This is a genomic window from Gardnerella phocaeensis, assembly GCF_048545075.1.
Taxonomy (GTDB): domain Bacteria; phylum Actinomycetota; class Actinomycetes; order Actinomycetales; family Bifidobacteriaceae; genus Bifidobacterium; species Bifidobacterium vaginale_J.
The window spans coordinates 25,034-42,119 of record NZ_JBKQXS010000001.1; the positions used below are offsets into that span (position 1 = coordinate 25,034).

The 17,086-nt window shown below is 42.3% G+C and carries 13 protein-coding genes and 1 tRNA gene; 10 read left to right on the top strand and 4 right to left on the bottom strand.

All coding sequences use genetic code 11. The annotated features are described in order from the left end of the window. Positions 1-29 precede the first annotated feature (29 nt). A complete protein-coding gene (locus tag ACJV2T_RS00105; protein ID WP_415687068.1) occupies positions 30-1,010 on the top strand; it encodes a DsbA family protein in 981 nt (326 codons plus the stop codon). A gap of 95 nt (positions 1,011-1,105) precedes the next feature. On the opposite strand, the gene ACJV2T_RS00110 is transcribed toward ACJV2T_RS00105, so the two are convergent. Beyond that, positions 1,106-2,065 (bottom strand): DsbA family protein, encoded by a 960-nt coding sequence (locus ACJV2T_RS00110; protein ID WP_415687557.1) that lies wholly within the window; start codon positions 2,063-2,065, stop codon positions 1,106-1,108. A gap of 240 nt (positions 2,066-2,305) precedes the next feature. Between ACJV2T_RS00110 and ACJV2T_RS00115 the strand changes: the two genes are divergently transcribed. The 3 genes from ACJV2T_RS00115 (at position 2,306) to ACJV2T_RS00125 (ending at position 6,457) form a co-directional block, all read left to right on the top strand. Continuing rightward, complete coding sequence (locus tag ACJV2T_RS00115; protein WP_419398801.1) at positions 2,306-3,433, top strand: ABC transporter ATP-binding protein; 1,128 nt, start codon at positions 2,306-2,308, stop codon at positions 3,431-3,433. Positions 3,434-3,681: 248 nt separating this feature from the next. Continuing rightward, the gene (locus tag ACJV2T_RS00120) at positions 3,682-5,097 is read left to right on the top strand and encodes a DUF4032 domain-containing protein (protein ID WP_415683170.1); all 1,416 of its coding nucleotides are present in this window, start codon (positions 3,682-3,684) and stop codon (positions 5,095-5,097) included. Positions 5,098-5,158: 61 nt separating this feature from the next. Continuing rightward, a complete protein-coding gene (locus ACJV2T_RS00125; RefSeq protein WP_415687069.1) occupies positions 5,159-6,457 on the top strand; it encodes an extracellular solute-binding protein in 1,299 nt (432 codons plus the stop codon). Positions 6,458-6,886: 429 nt separating this feature from the next. Here ACJV2T_RS00125 and ACJV2T_RS00130 read toward each other — a convergent pair. Then, positions 6,887-6,959 (bottom strand) — tRNA-Lys (locus tag ACJV2T_RS00130). A gap of 71 nt (positions 6,960-7,030) precedes the next feature. After that, positions 7,031-7,291, bottom strand: a complete 261-nt coding sequence (locus tag ACJV2T_RS00135; RefSeq protein ID WP_415683172.1) for a glutaredoxin domain-containing protein — start codon at positions 7,289-7,291, stop codon at positions 7,031-7,033. A 187-nt stretch (positions 7,292-7,478) separates the two neighbouring features. Between ACJV2T_RS00135 and ftsY the strand changes: the two genes are divergently transcribed. The 6 genes from ftsY to ACJV2T_RS00165 all read left to right on the top strand — a co-directional run bounded on the left by ftsY (position 7,479) and on the right by ACJV2T_RS00165 (position 16,140). Then, positions 7,479-8,660: a signal recognition particle-docking protein FtsY gene (gene ftsY / locus ACJV2T_RS00140; protein ID WP_419398802.1), complete on the top strand. Its 1,182-nt coding sequence runs from the start codon at positions 7,479-7,481 to the stop codon at positions 8,658-8,660. A 160-nt stretch (positions 8,661-8,820) separates the two neighbouring features. Then, positions 8,821-10,602, top strand: a complete 1,782-nt coding sequence (locus tag ACJV2T_RS00145) for an ammonium transporter (RefSeq protein ID WP_419398803.1) — start codon at positions 8,821-8,823, stop codon at positions 10,600-10,602. A gap of 416 nt (positions 10,603-11,018) precedes the next feature. Then, the gene (locus ACJV2T_RS00150) at positions 11,019-12,380 is read left to right on the top strand and encodes an MATE family efflux transporter (RefSeq protein WP_419398804.1); all 1,362 of its coding nucleotides are present in this window, start codon (positions 11,019-11,021) and stop codon (positions 12,378-12,380) included. A 65-nt stretch (positions 12,381-12,445) separates the two neighbouring features. After that, positions 12,446-13,906 (top strand): replicative DNA helicase, encoded by a 1,461-nt coding sequence (gene dnaB / locus ACJV2T_RS00155; RefSeq protein WP_032835455.1) that lies wholly within the window; start codon positions 12,446-12,448, stop codon positions 13,904-13,906. Between the two features lie 15 nt (positions 13,907-13,921). Further along, positions 13,922-15,340, top strand: a complete 1,419-nt coding sequence (locus ACJV2T_RS00160) for a MurT ligase domain-containing protein (protein ID WP_419398805.1) — start codon at positions 13,922-13,924, stop codon at positions 15,338-15,340. 5 nt (positions 15,341-15,345) lie between these two features. Then, positions 15,346-16,140, top strand: a complete 795-nt coding sequence (locus ACJV2T_RS00165; protein WP_419398806.1) for a type 1 glutamine amidotransferase — start codon at positions 15,346-15,348, stop codon at positions 16,138-16,140. Between the two features lie 104 nt (positions 16,141-16,244). On the opposite strand, the gene upp is transcribed toward ACJV2T_RS00165, so the two are convergent. After that, complete coding sequence (gene upp, locus ACJV2T_RS00170) at positions 16,245-16,883, bottom strand: uracil phosphoribosyltransferase (RefSeq protein WP_419398807.1); 639 nt, start codon at positions 16,881-16,883, stop codon at positions 16,245-16,247. Positions 16,884-17,086 lie beyond the last annotated feature (203 nt).

The window sequence follows — 17,086 nt, forward strand, 5'->3', positions numbered from 1 at the left end:
CGTGTGAAATAAAGGGTTGAAGGATAGCAATGCCTAAAATTCAGATGCGTGATGATAAGCAGAAGAATCCATCTTCTGCTCGCCAACAAAGAATTATAGAAAAACGCGAGCGTGAAGAGCGTGAAGAGCGCGAGCGTCGTCAGCAAGCAATTATCGGAGTTATCGTAACGATTATTGTTATGGCTATGCTGGTTACAGTTGGTGTTGCAGCTTATCAAGCTTTGTCTCAGCCAAACGAGACCGAACAAATGCAAATTGAGCGTTCTAAGCAAGCTAAAAAGCGACTAAAGAAAGATGGCGCTAAATATAAGCCGGAAGTTGTCAATTCTAATGGCGGAATTCTTATAAGCAAGCTTGGTTACAACAAGCCTGTTGCTAAAGCCCCAACGGTTGCAAGCTATTTTGATCCTTTGTGCCCTGGTTGTGGAAACTTTAACCGTACGTCAGACAAGACACTGATTTCAATGGTTAAAGCAGGTCAAATTAACCTAGAACTTCACCCAATGTCATCCTTGGATAAGTTTACTGTTGACCATTACTCGACTCGCGTAACCGGCGCTGTTATATATATTGCTTCACATGACAACAATCCAAAGCATCTGCTTCAGTTTGTTAATAACATTTTTAGTAAAGAATTCCAGCCGGAAGAAGGAAGAGATTATAAGCCTGTAAGCAATGAAGAATTGATTAATCTGGCTAAAAAATCTGGCGTTTCAGAAGAAGTTGCAAGTAAAGCTTTTGACAGACAATATTTGAAGTGGCAGGATTTGATTAACGAATGCATTCCTGATTTCAAAGAGCTGTTAAATGTTTCTGGGGATAACAAGGGTTCAATGACAACACCAACTGTCACCATTAATGGGAAATTACTAGATATTAATGCTGCAAGTGAAAAAAATATGAAAATTATTGACGCTTTGTTGCATTGCATTGGCTTGGATAAAAAGCAAGTTGGAGTTGCGGGTCAGATGCCTAAAGTGTCTAGCACTGACTCTCCTATTGAATTGTAAATAAGCTAAATTATAGAAATCTAAATTATTAAATAAAAACGGACGCTAGGCTTGTTCTTAACGTCCGTTTTTGTATAGAAATTATTTAATTTTATTTATAAATCAAGCGGCTTACTCTTATATGTAACTTGCGGCATATAACCAGATTTGCCAACATGTTTTTTATCGATTCCCAAAGACTTTAATATAGCTTCCAAAGGATCCATCTGCTTTTCAGAAGCTGCATGTAGATCTACTAGCTTACCGTTAATTGTTACTGTTGGAGTTGTCATAGCGCCTTTATTAGAGCCAGAAACATTCCATAAAGCTTTTTCTTCTGGAGTATTCTCATTAATAACTTCTTGCCACTTAACATAGTGTAGGTTAAAGGCTTCATTCGCAATCTTATTTGCAACTCCAGCATCTTCAGCTAAATCAATAAGAGCTTTATTTGGTGTTGCTTGGTATCCATCGCCTTCTTCCGGCTGGAATCTTTCGCTAAAAATACTATTGATGAACTTGAGCAAGTGCTTTGGATCGTTATCATATGAGGCGATATAAGCAATACCGCTTGATACGCGATAAGAATATTGATCTGAGCTAAAACGATTTAAGAATGACATAGGGTGAAGCTCTAGGTTAATTTGACCTGCTTCAACCATTTTAATTAAAGTTTCATCAACAGTACGATTAAAGGATCCGCAACCAGGGCACAAAGGATCAAAATAAGTAGCAACTGTAGGAGCACCAGCAGCTTGCTTGCCGTACCCATCCTTGCTAAGAAGAATTCCGCCTTGTAAATTAGATGCCGGTGGGATGTCAGAAGAAGGCAGTTTTTTAATCTCTTTGGCTATTTTGGAGTCTGCTGTATCCTCAGTTTGTGTATCTGGCTTATTAGTTGTTGGATTTTCAATTTTTACTTGTGGTTTATTGATTGAATTGTAATAAGCCATAAACCCAGCTCCCGCAACGAATGCAAGAATAATTAGTGCTATTACGATGCCAATTAAGCTTTTACTATAAGGGGTATTTGATCTTTGTATTTCATTATTTGTTGTTTCTTGTTGTTGATCCATAGTTATTCTCCTTTTGTGCGCCTTATTCGACACGCCGAGTATTGAGAAAATACTGATTTTTTGCTGTTTTTCTAAGATAAACATGATATATTAAGGCATGGCTCAACGAAGAGAACCTTCAATGGACCAGGTAAGTAAACTGTGGACGATTGATACCCGCCGATGTAGGAATTGGGGTCATGAGTGCACACCCTTCACTACGGATCGTTCGGCACGTACCTGCCGATGAAAGGACATATCATGGCAGAAGTTGTATTTGATCATGTGACTCGTATATACCCAGGCAACGATAAGCCTTCGGTTGATGACTTGAACATGACTATTAAAGATGGTGAGTTCCTCGTACTCGTTGGTCCATCTGGTTGCGGTAAGTCAACTACTTTGCGTATGTTGGCAGGTCTTGAAGAGGTTAACAAAGGACGTATCCTCATCGGCGGTCAGGACGTTACTACAATGCAGCCAAAGGATCGCGATATTGCAATGGTCTTCCAGAATTATGCACTGTATCCACACATGACAGTTGCTGATAACATGGGCTTTGCTTTGAAGATTGCTGGTGTTCCTAAGGAAGAAATTCGCAAGCGTGTTGAAAAAGCTGCAGAAGTGTTGGATTTGACAGAGTATTTGGATCGTAAGCCAAAGGCTTTGTCTGGTGGTCAGCGTCAGCGTGTTGCTATGGGTCGCGCAATTGTTCGTGAACCAAAAGTCTTCCTTATGGATGAGCCTCTTTCCAACCTCGATGCTAAGCTCCGCGTTCAGACTCGTACTCAGATTGCTGCTTTGCAGCGTCAGCTCGGTGTTACTACTCTGTACGTTACCCACGATCAGACTGAAGCTTTGACCATGGGTGACCGCATTGCAGTGATTAAGCTTGGCGTATTGCAGCAGGTTGGAGCTCCTACTGAGCTTTATGACCGTCCTGCAAACGTATTCGTCGCAGGCTTCATTGGCTCTCCATCCATGAACATCAATCAGCATCCAGTTGTAAATGGTCGAGCTCAGATCGGTGAGGATTCCATAGTTCTTCCAGCTGAGGCTGTTGACAAGCTCACTGCAGAGGATGACGGACAAATTATTGTTGGCTTCCGTCCAGAAGACGCAAGCTTGGCAACATCCGATGATCCAAATGCGTTCTCCTTGAAGGTAATGAACGTGGAAGATCTCGGTTCTGATGGCTATATCTACGGCAATATCATTACAGATGGTTCTCCTGAAGAAGCATCTACGATGATGTCTGATCAAAACAAGCTCACAACTATTCGCGTGAATCCACGTGCTCTTCCAAAGGTTGGAGACACCGTGAAGATCAAGATTGATCCATCTAAGATGCATCTGTTCGCACCTTCTACGGAGTTGCGTTTGAACTAAAAGCGTTGGTTTGCCTGCTTATATGAGCTAATAAGCAAACTTTCGGTATAAGGTATAGCGGGGTTCGCAATATGACGCGAACCCCGTTTTTGGCACAAAAAAGCAGTATAATAAGTGTGCAATAATACATCATTACAATGCATCGCTTATTATATATAGTTGTTATCAATAATTCGCCGGTGGTTAAGCTGTGTTTATATTGAATGCAGTGATATCGTTGGCATGAGCTTGATTGGTAAATAAACTTTATGGAATGGAATGACGCTCCTCAATTAGACCCGCGTGCTGTGCAAGCAACTTCGGTATCTGCACAGGACGAGAATGCGTCGTCTCAAGAGCCGCAGGCGCTTAAGATTACTGCGGCTAGTTCAAATCCAAAAATGTTTACACTGCCTTGGGAATTACCACTTTCTCAATGGCCTGCTGATTTATTCGTGAATTTGCCGCGCGGTATTTCTCGCCACGTTGTGCGATTTGTTCACGTTGGCGATGAAGTGTATGCAATGAAGGAAATTACTCGTCAAGTTGCAGAACGTGAGTATGAGCTTTTGCGTAGGCTTCGTAAACTTGAGTTGCCTACAGTTACTCCTATAGCTGTTGTTGCAGGTCGCCATGATGCTAATGGTGAAAAGCTTGAGGCAATGTTAGTTACGAAACATTTGAAGTTCTCACTGCCATATCGTGCGTTATTTGCTCGTACGTTGCGTCCGGATACCGCAGAGCGTCTTATTGATGCGCTCGCTGTTCTTATGGTGCGCTTGCATCTTTCTGGCTTCTATTGGGGCGATGTATCGCTTTCTAACGTGCTGTTTTTGCGAGATGCAGATGCTTTTTCTGCTTTTCTAGTTGACGCAGAAACTGGTGATTTGCACGGAAGCTTAACAGAAGGTCAACGAGAATACGATATTGATTTAGCTCGAACCAACATTATTGGTGAGCTTATGGATTTGAGCTCCGGTCAGCTTTTGCCGACGGAAGTAGATGAAATCAGCATAGGCAATCGTCTAGTAGACCGTTATCATTCGCTTTGGAGTACGCTTACTGACGTTGATAAGTTCAGTCCTGATGAGATGTGGCGAATTGAACGTCGTGTTAATCGTCTAAATGAGCTTGGTTTCGATGTTGACGAGTTGGAGATGAAGACTTCAGAAGATGGTCGAAGGGTTTTGGTTCGACCTCGCGTTGTGGATGCTGGCTATGCTTCCCGCAAGCTTCTTCGTCTTACTGGATTAGATGTTCAAGAGAATCAGGCTCGAAGGCTTCTGAACGATTTGGATGCGTATCGCACTTCTACATGGCGTCAGGGTGAAGAGTTGGAAATCGTCGCAACTGATTGGATGCGTGAAATTTTCGAGCCAACAGTTCGTATGATTCCTCCTGAGTTCCGTTCGCAAATTGAACCAGCTCAGTTCTTCCATGAAGTGTTGGATCATCGTTGGTTTATGGCAGAAAAAGTTGGCCACGACGTTGCTATGCAAGATGCTGTAACTAGCTATATTAAGAACGTATTACCACAGTACAAAATGGATAAGCATGTTCTTGCTGCTATTAATGCAGATGCTGATTCTGGCGTTGTGGATGATGAATACACGTATTCTTCTCCAGCACTTGTAGGTCACGATATAGATGAAGATGATCAAGACGCTAGTGTTTGGGCAAGTTGAGTTTAAATTTTTCTGCTTGAGTCGGGTGAATTGTATCTAGAGAGATAATAGGGAGAGTGAAATGAGTCAATTTAAGAAACTATTTTGTAGCATTTTTGCAATAGTAATACTCATGAGCTTTTCTTCCTGTGGGAACGATAGTGTCAATCAGTCTTACAGTGACGAAATATCTTTTAGTGGTAGTAAGAAAATAGTAAAGCACAAGAAGAAAAAACCTACTAAACCTAAGAAAGTTACGGACGTTAATCTAACCGTATGGTCAAGTAGCAAAGACAATAGTTGGGTTGCGCAGATGGAAGAAAAATTTCAGAAAATCCATCCGGAATACAAAATAACTTTTAAAAATAGCGTGGTTGAGTCTCAGGATCCTGCATTAAAAATGAATAATAATAGCGAAAGTCCTGATGTTTTCTGTTACTGCAATGATATGATGATAGAGTTATTAAAACTTGGCAAATTGGGCGAACTTCCGCCGTACGCTGTTAAACAAGTAAAAAAGCAGAATGATGATGTAGTGGTTCGTGGAGTTACCTACACGGATGGAAAGCTATACGGCGTTCCGTATACAACTAACTCATGGCTAATGTATTACAACAAATCAAAATTCACACCTGACGATGTTAAGTCTTTAGATAAGATGATTGCAAAAGGCAAAGTAGCTTTTGATATTAGTAATGCGTGGTATCTTGCTGGATTCTATTCTGATGGGGCTGTATCATTCTTTGGCAAAAATGGGAATGATGCAAGTAAAGGTATAAAGTTCAATAAGAAAGCTGTTGCTATAACGCAATATATTATTGATCTAACAAGAAACAGTAATTTTGTTTTAGGTGGTAATGGAAGGGAGCTTAAAAGCCTTAGGAAAGGTTCTGTGGACGCGATTTTTTCCGGAACATGGAGTGCAAGTGAAGTGAAAAAGATTCTTGGATCTAACTATGCTGCAACTAGCCTTCCAAAGTTTAAAACTAAGATTGGAGAATTCCAGATGAAAGCTTTTTCTGGATCGCGTGATTTTGGTTTCAATCCTAACTCTTCTTATAAAAAAGCTGCTGCTAAATTTGCAGCATTTCTTGGGTCAAAAAACTCTCAAAAAGTATCTTTTGAAAAAACAGGCACGGTGCCATCAGATAAAAGGCTTAGTAAGTTTGTTGGTAAAGCTGATGCTGCAGCCGAAGCAGAAATGAAAGTTATTGCGCGCACTTCTATTCTTCAGCCGACAATACCTGAAATGTATGCTTTTTGGGATCCTATGCAAAAGTTCGGCAAGACAATAGCAAAAGGTGAAGCAAGTTACGATGATGCTGACAAACTTATAGATGATTTAAATCAAGGACTTCAATTATACCATTCCGACCGATAATTAAATTAACTAAGATTCGGGTTATAGGCTCCAAAAGTGTGTAAAGCTCAGCTGATGGATACTCTGCGTTAGTAACAGAGTTTGTGACGATTTATTGTTAAATATTCAGCTAATGAATGCTTCGAATGCCACAGAACATAAAAATAATCCGCATTCGATATACTACGAGCCCTACTGCCGTAGTTGTTATGAGTTTATTTTTACACATTTTTGTCTTGGTGGCGAATGTGCAGAAAGCAGATTTAATTATCGCAAAATGCTTGTATTGCAAGACCTAAAACATGATTTCTTACACACTTTACACGCTTTTGACCTATAACCCTAAGATTCTGTACTAGCCGATTATTTGGATTAACTAATCTACAAGCCATTAGTGTTGTAATAAACATACTTATACGCTCTCGGCTGTGTGCTTAAGGTATAAAAAAGTGCCCCCTGTGGGACTCGAACCCACAACCCAAGACTTAAAAGGACTCTGCTCTGCCAATTGAGCTAAAGGGGCAACAAATGCCAAGTATACTACATTCAATCGACGAAGTGAATATCGTGTTAACTTATGCGTGTTACATACATTTATTGCAGTATTCCGAGTGACTCAAGTTTTGCTTTTATTTGTGTTGCTGATGGCTCAACCATAAAAGTATTATCTGCAAAAGTAACAACTGGAATATGCTTTTGATTGCTAATTTCAATCGCTTTTTCTTCAGCGCCCTCTTCTGTTTCGATATCATGCCAAATAAATGCTACTCCGTACTGAGTTAGTGCAGCTTTCGCACGTTTGCAATCTCCGCACCAATCTGCACCGTATACATTTACGGTAGGCTGATCTGACATAAAATCCTCCTCAATTATTTAGTGAATTCAAATTTTGCGTAATAATAACTAGCGCTATTTATTACGACTTTTATTAGTGTAATAGATGCAGGTGTACCTAGACATATTGATGTTGAAGTGTGACAAAGATGAGAAAAAATAGTGAAATGTATTGCTAGTGTCCCTTGACTTTCATAGTCTTGATGTCATGAACATGGTTATGGATATGAACATGCTAATTTGGTTTGCGGTTGCAGCTGTTGTTATTGCAATCTTATTGGTAACAGTTGCAGTGATTTTGCGCATTCACAGCAATAGTCATGGGCCAGTAATTCCTAAAAGCGTTAATAGCTCAATCGATACGAGCAAATCTAAAGCGCGCGGCACAAAACAATCTGAAAAGCAGATAGAAAGTGACGTTGCTGTTGCACACAATGAAGAAGCGAAGTCTGAATCATTGCCAGAAAGCACCTCTTCGCGTATTAAGCGTCTTCGCGAACGTTTGTCTCATAGTGCAAATCCATTTGGTCGTGCATTGTTTAATATCATAAGCAAGGATCATCTTTCGGAAGAAGATTGGGAAGATGTAGAAGATACTCTTCTTATGGCCGATGTTGGTTCTCGAGCTAGTGAAGAATTAGTAGAAGATCTACGCAAAGATGCACGCATTGCTGGCACCTCTAGTGCAGAAGATGTGCATTCTGCATTGCGTACGAAACTTTTGAAAATAGTAGATGAAGATGCTGATCGACGCTTAAACGCAGATAAATCAGATGCGCATCATCCTAGCGTTATTATGATGGTCGGCGTTAATGGCACCGGTAAAACCACTACTGCTGGAAAGTTAGCGCGATTGTTTATTGCTAAAAAACGTTCAGTAATGTTTGCTGCAGCAGATACTTTTCGTGCGGCTGCAGCTGATCAACTTGAAACTTGGGCATCTGCAGTAAGCGTGCCAGTTGTTCGTGCAGATAAAGACGGTGCTGATCCTGCTTCTGTTGCTTTTATTGCTGCAAATAAGGCGAAGGAAGAGCAAGCTGATTTATTGATTGTGGATACTGCTGGTCGTTTGCAAAATAAAGCAAATTTGATGGAAGAGCTTGGCAAAATTCGTAGGGTTATAGAAAAAATTATGCCTGTTGATGAAGTATTGCTGGTATTGGATGCTACTACTGGTCAAAATGGCATGTCGCAAGCAAAAGTGTTTGCTGAAGCTATTGGCATTACGGGCGTAGTTCTTACTAAGCTCGATGGTTCTGCTAAAGGTGGAATTGTTATAGCTGTTCAACGCGAACTTGGCGTGCCGGTTAAGCTAGTAGGTCTTGGCGAAGGGCCAGATGATTTGATGCCGTTTGATGCTCAAAGCTTCGTAGACGGTTTGCTCGCTTAATGCTGAACATTTGTAGCTGCACGAATGGTAGTTTTTAATGTTCCATTAAAGTTCTTCTATGAGTTTTGGCTATAAGGGTTTCTCGGTACAATAGTTATATAAGTAATACTTAAGTTGCAACGATGTATTGTTGCGCTGTTTCAAATAATTGAGGTGAAAAATGACCACAATGGATCCGCAATGGGCATTGTTGGCTGGCGCATTGGTGTTTATTATTACGCCGGGTATTGCCCTGTTCTATGGAGGTCGCGAACGCGCTACTTCCATGGTGAATATGATGATGCTTTCAGCTGGCGCTATTGCTGTAACCACACTGGTTTGGACGCTGTGGGGATGGTCGTTAGCTTTTGCTGGCAAAGATATGGCTGGCGGTGTTATAGGTGATCCATTGAGTGGTTTGCTATTCCGTGATTCGATGGTGGCAGATCACGGTGTGTTTACGTCTATGGACGCAAATTCTGGGCTATCTGGCGGCATTCCTGCAGCTTTTCGTTTAGCATGTGCGGTAGTTGCAGTAGCTCTTATCACCGGAGCTCTAGCCGGTCGAGTGCGTTACGCTATTTGGCTTATTTTCGTAGCTGTATGGATTACTTTAGTATTCGCTCCATTAGCACATATGGTGTGCGGTGGTGGCTTACTTTCGCCTAATGGTGCTATTTCACAGGCGTTAGGTATTTCAGTGCATGATTTCGCAGGTGGCTCTATATTGCATATTGCTGCGGCTGTTTCGGCTTTTGCGATTGTTATGATTATTGGCGGACACGCTCACTTCCCTCTTAAGCGCTTTGTTTTGCATATTAAGAAGGTTGCGCATACGAGTGGCAATGCTAATTCTGGAGCTACTAATTCGCGTAATTCTAAAAGTCGTTTATCGCGCGCATTGTGGGCTGATGTTGAGCATGCTAAAAATGCCGCTAGTGAGACTGTTGTCTCTCCAGTTGCTACAGTAACTGAAGTTGCTGCTGAATCCACTGCAACGCAGTCAGCAGTTGAAAATGGTGTTGCTGCTCGCCAGCCACATAATGTTCCTTTTGTTATGCTTGGCGTTTTCTTGATTTGGTTCGGTTGGCTTGGGTTAATGATTGGTTCTTCTGCAGGTGTTCCTGGAGTTGCAGGTTATGCTTGGGTGAGTTCCACAATAACTGCTTCTGCTTCAATGCTCGCCTGGGGCGTGACTGAACGTTTACACTCTGGATGCTTTACTGCTTTGGGAGCTGCGTCTGGCGTTATGGCTGGATTAGCTGCAAGCGCTGCAGCCGCGGATGTTATTGCTCCATTGTGGGCTTTAGTTTTGGGTGTTCTTTCTGGTGTTATTACTTCTTTAGTAACTCACTCTCGTACTTTTGTGCGCTACGATGGCGCTTTGCATGTAGTTAGCGTTAATGGTGTTGCTGCGCTTATTGGTGTGCTTGCAGTAGGCTTATTTGCCGATGGTTCCGGATTACTTGCTGTTGGCGACTGGCATCAGTTAGTTGCGCAACTGTGCTTGATTGGAATTACGGTTCTTTATGCAGGCGCCGTAACTGCAGTGCTGGCTTTTGTTCTTGAAAAGCTTTTTGGATGGCGCATCTCGGAAGCTAAGGAACGTAAGGGCGTTGATTTAGTTGATCAAGGAGAACGTGCTTACGATTTTTCTTCTATTGCACAAAGTCACGATGGCGCTGTAGTTGCTGTTGCAGATGATGATGCAGATAAGACTCAAATGGCTGTTCTTACTTCCGTTGATATTGATATGAGCGAAAATGAGGTTGAACAATCTGATTTTATGGCTGATCAATCTGAGGCGAATTCTGAACAAGGTGATTCTAAGGCTGATGATACTAAATCTGAAGTTGAGCAAAAAGAGTCTTCTTCTGAAGAAGAGTCTGAAACTGTAGAAAAAGATAAACCAGCGCAAAATAATAAAAAAACAGAAAAACGAAATAATAGTGCTAAAGAATAGATGCATGTGCGTAAGTACTATTGTTTAGCAGCAAGTTCGAGTTTCTGATATAAACCGCATGTCTTATCTAAGATATGCGGTTTTGTTATTTTTGCTAATTTAAAATCAAGTTTTAAATTAATAAGTTATTTTTAGTGAATAAGTTATTAATATGACACGCACGAATTGCTTGATGTGGATAAAAAAGACAAGTTATCCACATTTTAGGCGTGTCTACGTGGATATCACACAAATTTATCCACATAGTGGGGATAACATTGTGGATATCCTGCGGATAACTTTTTAAAATAATATTTTTATTTGCGATTTACGCATATTTGTGTTACTTCACTCGCAATTACTTTTGCATAAAATTTGTTAGCAATTGCAATCTTCTTTTATGCAAGCGTGACAAAGTAGCAGTAGAATGAAGCATTATGACAAATCAAAAGTTGGACAACCAGGACAAAAAAGACGTATTGCGCAATATTTGGCTACTAGCCGTACCAACTTTTGGACAGCTCATATCTGAGCCGGCATTTGTACTTATTGACACTGCTATTATTGGTCACATTGGCAAAAGCGCTCTAGCAGGTCTTTCTATTGGATCAACGGTACTTCTTACTACTACAGGTCTTTGCTTATTTTTGGCTTACAATACAACTTCACAGGTTGCGCGTCTTTTAGGCGCAGGTAAGCGTCGAGAAGGTTTTAGCATTGGCATGGATGGATTGTGGCTTGCATTATTGCTTGGCATAATTCTTACAGTTATACTTATTTTCGCCGCTGAACCGTTATGTTACGCAATAGGCGCGCGTGGCTCTACGTTGCAAAATGCTATTGTGTACACACAAATGGTTATGCCCGGATTGCCTGCGATGCTGCTCGTGTATGCAGCAAATGGCATATTTCGCGGTCTTTGCAACGTGCGCATAACATTATTTGCTGCTGTAAGTGGAGCTGTCCTAAATACTATTCTCGATGTAATCGCAGTATTTGGTCTCAACATGGGAATCGCTGGTTCTGGTATTGCAACAATGATTGCACAATGGTATATGGGACTTGTTCTCACTATTCCTGCAGTTATTTGGGCTACTCAAAGTGGTGCGCGTCTCAAACCGCATTTCCGGCATATTCTACATTCTGCTGGAACTGGTATGCCTTTGTTTGTTCGTACACTTGCATTGCGCGTGTGCATGGTAGCTACGGTTGTTACTGCGACTCATCTCGGTACTAATACTCTCGCCGCGTATCAGGTTGCTAATTCCTGTTGGAATTTTGTTATGAATATTTTGGATGCAATTGGTATTGCTGCGCAGACTATTGTTGCTGCAGCGCTAGGTGCAGGCTGTCGTAAGCGCGCAGGAATGATTACGCGTATTTGTGCTCAAGTGGGAGCTGTAAGCAGCGTAGGAGTCGGTTTATTCATGATTTTCGTGGGTTGGAGTTGCGCGCCACTATTTAGTCAGCATACAGATATTCAGTTTTTAATTTCTGTAGGCATGACAATATTAGGATTATTCTTGCCTCTTGCTGGATGGATGTGGGCACTAGATGGCGTATTAATTGGCGCAGGTGATCACCGTTACTTAGCAAAAGCTTGCTCAGTAATGGCTGCTGTGTATTTAACATTTTTGGCGCTCACAAGCGTTTTTGATGTCGTCGTCGATGCTAATGACGTGGTAAGAACTATTACTTTATGGGTTGTTTTAAATGCTGTTTATATTGGGGGGCGTGCAATAGGCAATAGTTTGCGCATAAGAAATGATACGTGGATGGATTCTGCGCTAAAAATGTAAATAAAGTTTTGTGTTAATACATTTACGTTTTTTCATAATACGTGCGCGCGTTTATACTCGTTTTTATGGCAGATAATGATATGTGGCAATCTACTAAAGGCAATGTTATCCGCGCAGGTAGCAATCGTGGTGGCAATGGTGACGCCTCTGCATATGGTTCTGGCGTTGCAAATCGTGGTGCTGAAGTAGGTGCTACGTTGTTTGATCGTGTGCCTCCTCACGATGTTGATGCAGAAATGGCTGTGCTTGGCGGAATGCTTATGAGCAAAGATGCTATTGGCGAAGTGTCTCAATTGCTTGAAACATCAGATTTTTATTTACCGCAGCACCAAACAATTTATGATGCTATTCTTACGCTTTTCGCTGGCTCACAGCCTGTTGACGTTGTGCTTGTAGCTAACGAATTAATGAAAGATGGAAATCTCGATAAAGTTGGCGGAGCTGACTATTTGCACAGCCTAGTAGCTTCTGTGCCAACAGCCGCAAACGCAATGTACTACGCAGATATTGTGCACCAAAATGCGGTTCTTCGTAACGTTATTACTGCTGGCACAAAAATTGCACAAATGGGCTATTCTGCTTCCGGAGCGCAAGCAGAAGATATTGTAAATCTTGCGCAATCAGAAGTGTATGAGATGAGTGCCGGCAAAGTGCGTCAAGATTACGTTGCTATTGGCCCAGTTTTGCAAAATACACTTGATCAGCTCGATAAAATGCAAAATCACGAACTTGAACAAGGTGTGCCGACTGGATTTAGAGATATTGACGAAGTTACTCAAGGTTTGCAACCTGGCCAAATGATTGTTGTTGCTGGTCGTCCAGCTATGGGTAAGTCAACACTTGGCATTGATTTTGCGCGCTCAGCAGCACTACACCACAATATGACATCTATTGTGTTCTCTCTAGAAATGAGCAAAGTGGAATTGGCTCAGCGCATTATTGCTGCAGAAACTAATATTCCGCTTGCTGCTATGCGAAGAGCGGAAGATATTACTCCAGATCGTTGGAATACTCTTAATACTTTTTGGACAAAAATGCAAAACGCTCCGCTTTTTATTGATGACAGTCCAAATATGAGCTTGATGGAAATTCGCGCAAAATGCCGTCGTTTGAAGCAAACTAATGATCTGAAACTGGTAGTTATTGATTACCTTCAGCTGATGAGTTCCGGCAAGCGCGTGGAAAGTCGTCAGCAGGAAGTTTCGGAATTCTCGCGTGCGCTTAAGTTGCTTGCAAAAGAGCTTGAAGTGCCAGTTGTGGCTTTGAGCCAGCTTAACCGCGGACCTGAAATGCGAAACGACAAGAAGCCACAGCTTTCAGATTTGCGCGAATCTGGTTCTATTGAGCAGGATGCTGACGTGGTGTTCCTTGTACATCGCCCTGATTTTTACAATAAGGAAGATCGCCCAGGCGAAGCAGATATTATTATGGCAAAGCATCGTAACGGCCCTACTGACACGTTTAATCTTGCCTTCTTGGGTGCAACTTCCAAGTTCATGGATATGCCGCAAGACTACCAGCAATAAGGGGTGTGATTTAGTATGTCAAGCCGCGACCATAAATCGCATAAAAAGTTGCGCCAAAATTTGCATAAGCATTGGTACAGTTTTGCAATGCCTGCTGTTGGTAAACTTGTTTGCGCTCTTTCTAGGGTGCTACATCATGGTGGAAGCGCATTGCCGGGTAAAGTTATTGAAAGCCTTGATTCTGGCTTTCTAGCACGTACTCTTGCCGCATTGCCATACGGAATAGTGTTGATTTCTGGCACCAATGGCAAAACTACCACAACGCGTATGGTAACTTCTATGCTGCGCGACGCAGGGCTTAATGTATTTACTAATCCAACCGGTTCAAACTTTACTAGAGGAGTAGTGGCAGCTCTTGCAAAAACAATGCCGGCTTTTGGCACAAAACTAAATGCGGATATTGCAGTTTTAGAGCTCGATGAAGCGTATGCAGTGCATTTTGTAAATCAAATCAAGCCTCGCTACTCTTTATTGCTAAATGTTATGCGAGATCAGCTTGATCGATTCGGCGAAATTGACACAACTGCAAAACTATTAAGCAATGTAGCTGCAGCAACTGAAGGAACGGTAGTGCTAAATCGCGAAGATCCACGTATTTGCGCGCTTGCAAAAGTTGTTCCTTCCGAGACTTGTGTGCGGTATTTTGGTTTGGATGACGCAGTAAAAAGCATGTTCCCAACGGATGATGATTTGCACAATACTGCCGAAAAAAGCGAAAATTGCGAAGATACTGCAGAAAGCAAGGATAACAATCTTCCTAAAGCAGACGTTGTGCTTTCAAAAGTTGGAGACCATGAGGCTGAGCTTATACTTGATGGCAAGCGTAAAACCACATCTGTAAAACTCGACGGTGCTTACAACATTTTCAACGCTGCTGCAGCAGCAACAGTAGTTCGCGCTATCTTGGCGGACGCTAAAAAACAAAATTCTACGCTGCAAAAATTTGACGACGACTCGCTTATGGAAGCGATTTCGCACGTAACTCCTGCTTTTGGTAGAGGAGAAGTAATTGAAGTTAATGGCGCTCCTGTTGAGCTTGTTTTAGTGAAGAATCCTATTGGTTTTAGACTTGCGATTGCTTCGGACCATCCGCAAAATCACGATACCATGATTGCAATTTGTGACGAATACGCTGACGGTAGAGACATGAGCTGGCTGTGGGACGTTGATTTTGCAAGCTTTAGTGTCACTGGAGTTGCGTGTGTTTCGGGCACTCGCGCATGGGATATGGCTTTGCGGTTGCAATACGATAAGGTTGAGGCTCGCAATGTGAATACGGATTTGGAAGAAGATGCTAAAGCTTTTGTAAATGGCGATTTTAGTGGCAATACTAAAAATGCTAAGCGCATATATTGCACGTATACTGCTATGCTTCGCGTGCGCGCTGCTTTAGCACAACTTGCGGAAGTTAAAGACGTTGGAGTTGGGAAGTAATTGTCATGAATGGTTCCAGTGATATTAGTAAAGCAAATGCTACTTGTGAAGAAAATCGCGTGCTAGATATTGTGTCGTTGTACCCGAAAGACATGAATATTTACGGGGACTACGGGAATGTGCTTACGATTATGCGCCGAGCGGAATTGTATGGCTACGAGCCTGTGCTACACGAATACAATGTTGGCAATTTATGGCCAGAACACGTGGATATGATTCTTGGTGGCGGCGGTCAAGATCATGGTCAAAGTAGAGTCACGGAAGATTTATTTGCGCGCGCAGACACGATTCGTGGGCTTGCAGAAGATGGCGTTCCAATGCTTATGATTTGTGGACTTTACCAGCTTTTTGGAGAGTATTTTGAAACCGTTGAAGGGCAAAAACTTCAAGGAATTGGTGTGCTCGGCGAGCATACGGTTGGTCAAGACGTGCGCATGATTGGGAATCTTGTGGAGCATAGTGCCGATTTTGGCGATATTGTGGGATACGAGAACCATTCTGGGCGCACAAGCTTGGAAGATGGCACGCAGCCGCTTGGCTTGGTTAATAGTGAAAATTGCGGTAATAATGGCAAAGATCACACGGAAGGAGCGCGCAAATACAATGTTATTGGAACGTATATGCACGGCTCAGTTTTGCCGAAAAATCCGCGTCTGGCTGACTTTTTAATTCGTACTGCTGCACAAAATCGTTACGGCGAATTTTCGCCAAGGCAAACTGATGCTCAACGCGCGGAGCTTGCGAAATTAGACGAACTGGCCGAGCGCGCTCGCGAAGTGGCCGTAACTCGTCCGCGCTAAACACAAAAGCCTGCTGAACTTGCAAAGTGTTGCAAATCAGCAGGCTTTTTGTAGTTTTGATTTTAGCTGTTATATTCTAGCTTTCGCTTGATTTGGTGAGTGTATTAGTCAATCAAACCATACAAGCGATCGCCAGCGTCGCCAAGACCTGGCACGATATAAGCTTTGTCGTTCAAATGTTCGTCAACAGCGCAAACAACAACCTTGAAATCGATGGAAGGATCAAGTTCCTTCTCCAAGCGCTTTAAGCCTTCTGGGGCTGCCAAAATGTTAATAGCAGTAACATCCTTAGCGCCGCGCTCAGCTAAATAATGCGTAGCGGCAATAAGAGTGCCACCAGTGGCAAGCATTGGGTCAAGAAGGAAGCATTGACGACCGGTCAAATCTTCTGGCAAACGGTTGGCATAAGTGACAATGTCGAGCGTCTGCTCGTCGCGCTTCATGCCAAGGAATCCAACCTCAGCGGTTGGAAGAAGGCGAGTCATGCCATCGAGCATGCCAAGACCAGCGCGCAAAACCGGCACAACCATTGGGCGTGGGCGGTTTAAATGCTTGCCAGTCATCTTGCAAATAGGAGTTTCAATCTCGCGATCGCTAACTTCCAAATTGCGGGTTGCTTCGTATGCTTCGAGGGTTACCAATTCGGAAACCAACTCGCGGAAAATGTTAGAAGGTGTATTCTTATCACGCAAAACGGTGAGCTTGTGGTCCACCAGCGGATGATGTAAAACATGAAGATCCATACCTTCTAGGGTAATGCAAGCATGGCATGTTAAGCTATCGGCGTGCCGTTATTTTTGCGCGAAATATAAACAAATGTGAGTAAAAATATATATTTTATCTAAAATTAGCTAGCAAAATCTAAAATATAAAATCTAAAATATAAAATTCGAGATTCAGAGCAGAAACGATACTGACTTGCGAAAGCGCCTGTCGGCGCAAACGC

Bases quoted from the DNA above. Each gene is read 5' to 3' on its own strand.
- ACJV2T_RS00150 (WP_419398804.1), top strand. From the start codon at position 11,019: ATGACAAATCAAAAGTTGGACAACCAGGACAAAAAAGACGTATTGCGC.
- ftsY (WP_419398802.1), top strand. From the start codon at position 7,479: ATGAACATGGTTATGGATATGAACATGCTAATTTGGTTTGCGGTTGCA.
- dnaB (WP_032835455.1), top strand. From the start codon at position 12,446: ATGGCAGATAATGATATGTGGCAATCTACTAAAGGCAATGTTATCCGC.
- ACJV2T_RS00135 (WP_415683172.1), bottom strand. From the start codon at position 7,291: ATGTCAGATCAGCCTACCGTAAATGTATACGGTGCAGATTGGTGCGGA.
- ACJV2T_RS00165 (WP_419398806.1), top strand. From the start codon at position 15,346: ATGAATGGTTCCAGTGATATTAGTAAAGCAAATGCTACTTGTGAAGAA.
- ACJV2T_RS00160 (WP_419398805.1), top strand. From the start codon at position 13,922: ATGTCAAGCCGCGACCATAAATCGCATAAAAAGTTGCGCCAAAATTTG.
- upp (WP_419398807.1), bottom strand. From the start codon at position 16,883: ATGGATCTTCATGTTTTACATCATCCGCTGGTGGACCACAAGCTCACC.
- ACJV2T_RS00145 (WP_419398803.1), top strand. From the start codon at position 8,821: ATGACCACAATGGATCCGCAATGGGCATTGTTGGCTGGCGCATTGGTG.
- ACJV2T_RS00125 (WP_415687069.1), top strand. From the start codon at position 5,159: ATGAGTCAATTTAAGAAACTATTTTGTAGCATTTTTGCAATAGTAATA.
- ACJV2T_RS00120 (WP_415683170.1), top strand. From the start codon at position 3,682: ATGGAATGGAATGACGCTCCTCAATTAGACCCGCGTGCTGTGCAAGCA.
- ACJV2T_RS00105 (WP_415687068.1), top strand. From the start codon at position 30: ATGCCTAAAATTCAGATGCGTGATGATAAGCAGAAGAATCCATCTTCT.
- ACJV2T_RS00110 (WP_415687557.1), bottom strand. From the start codon at position 2,065: ATGGATCAACAACAAGAAACAACAAATAATGAAATACAAAGATCAAAT.
- ACJV2T_RS00115 (WP_419398801.1), top strand. From the start codon at position 2,306: ATGGCAGAAGTTGTATTTGATCATGTGACTCGTATATACCCAGGCAAC.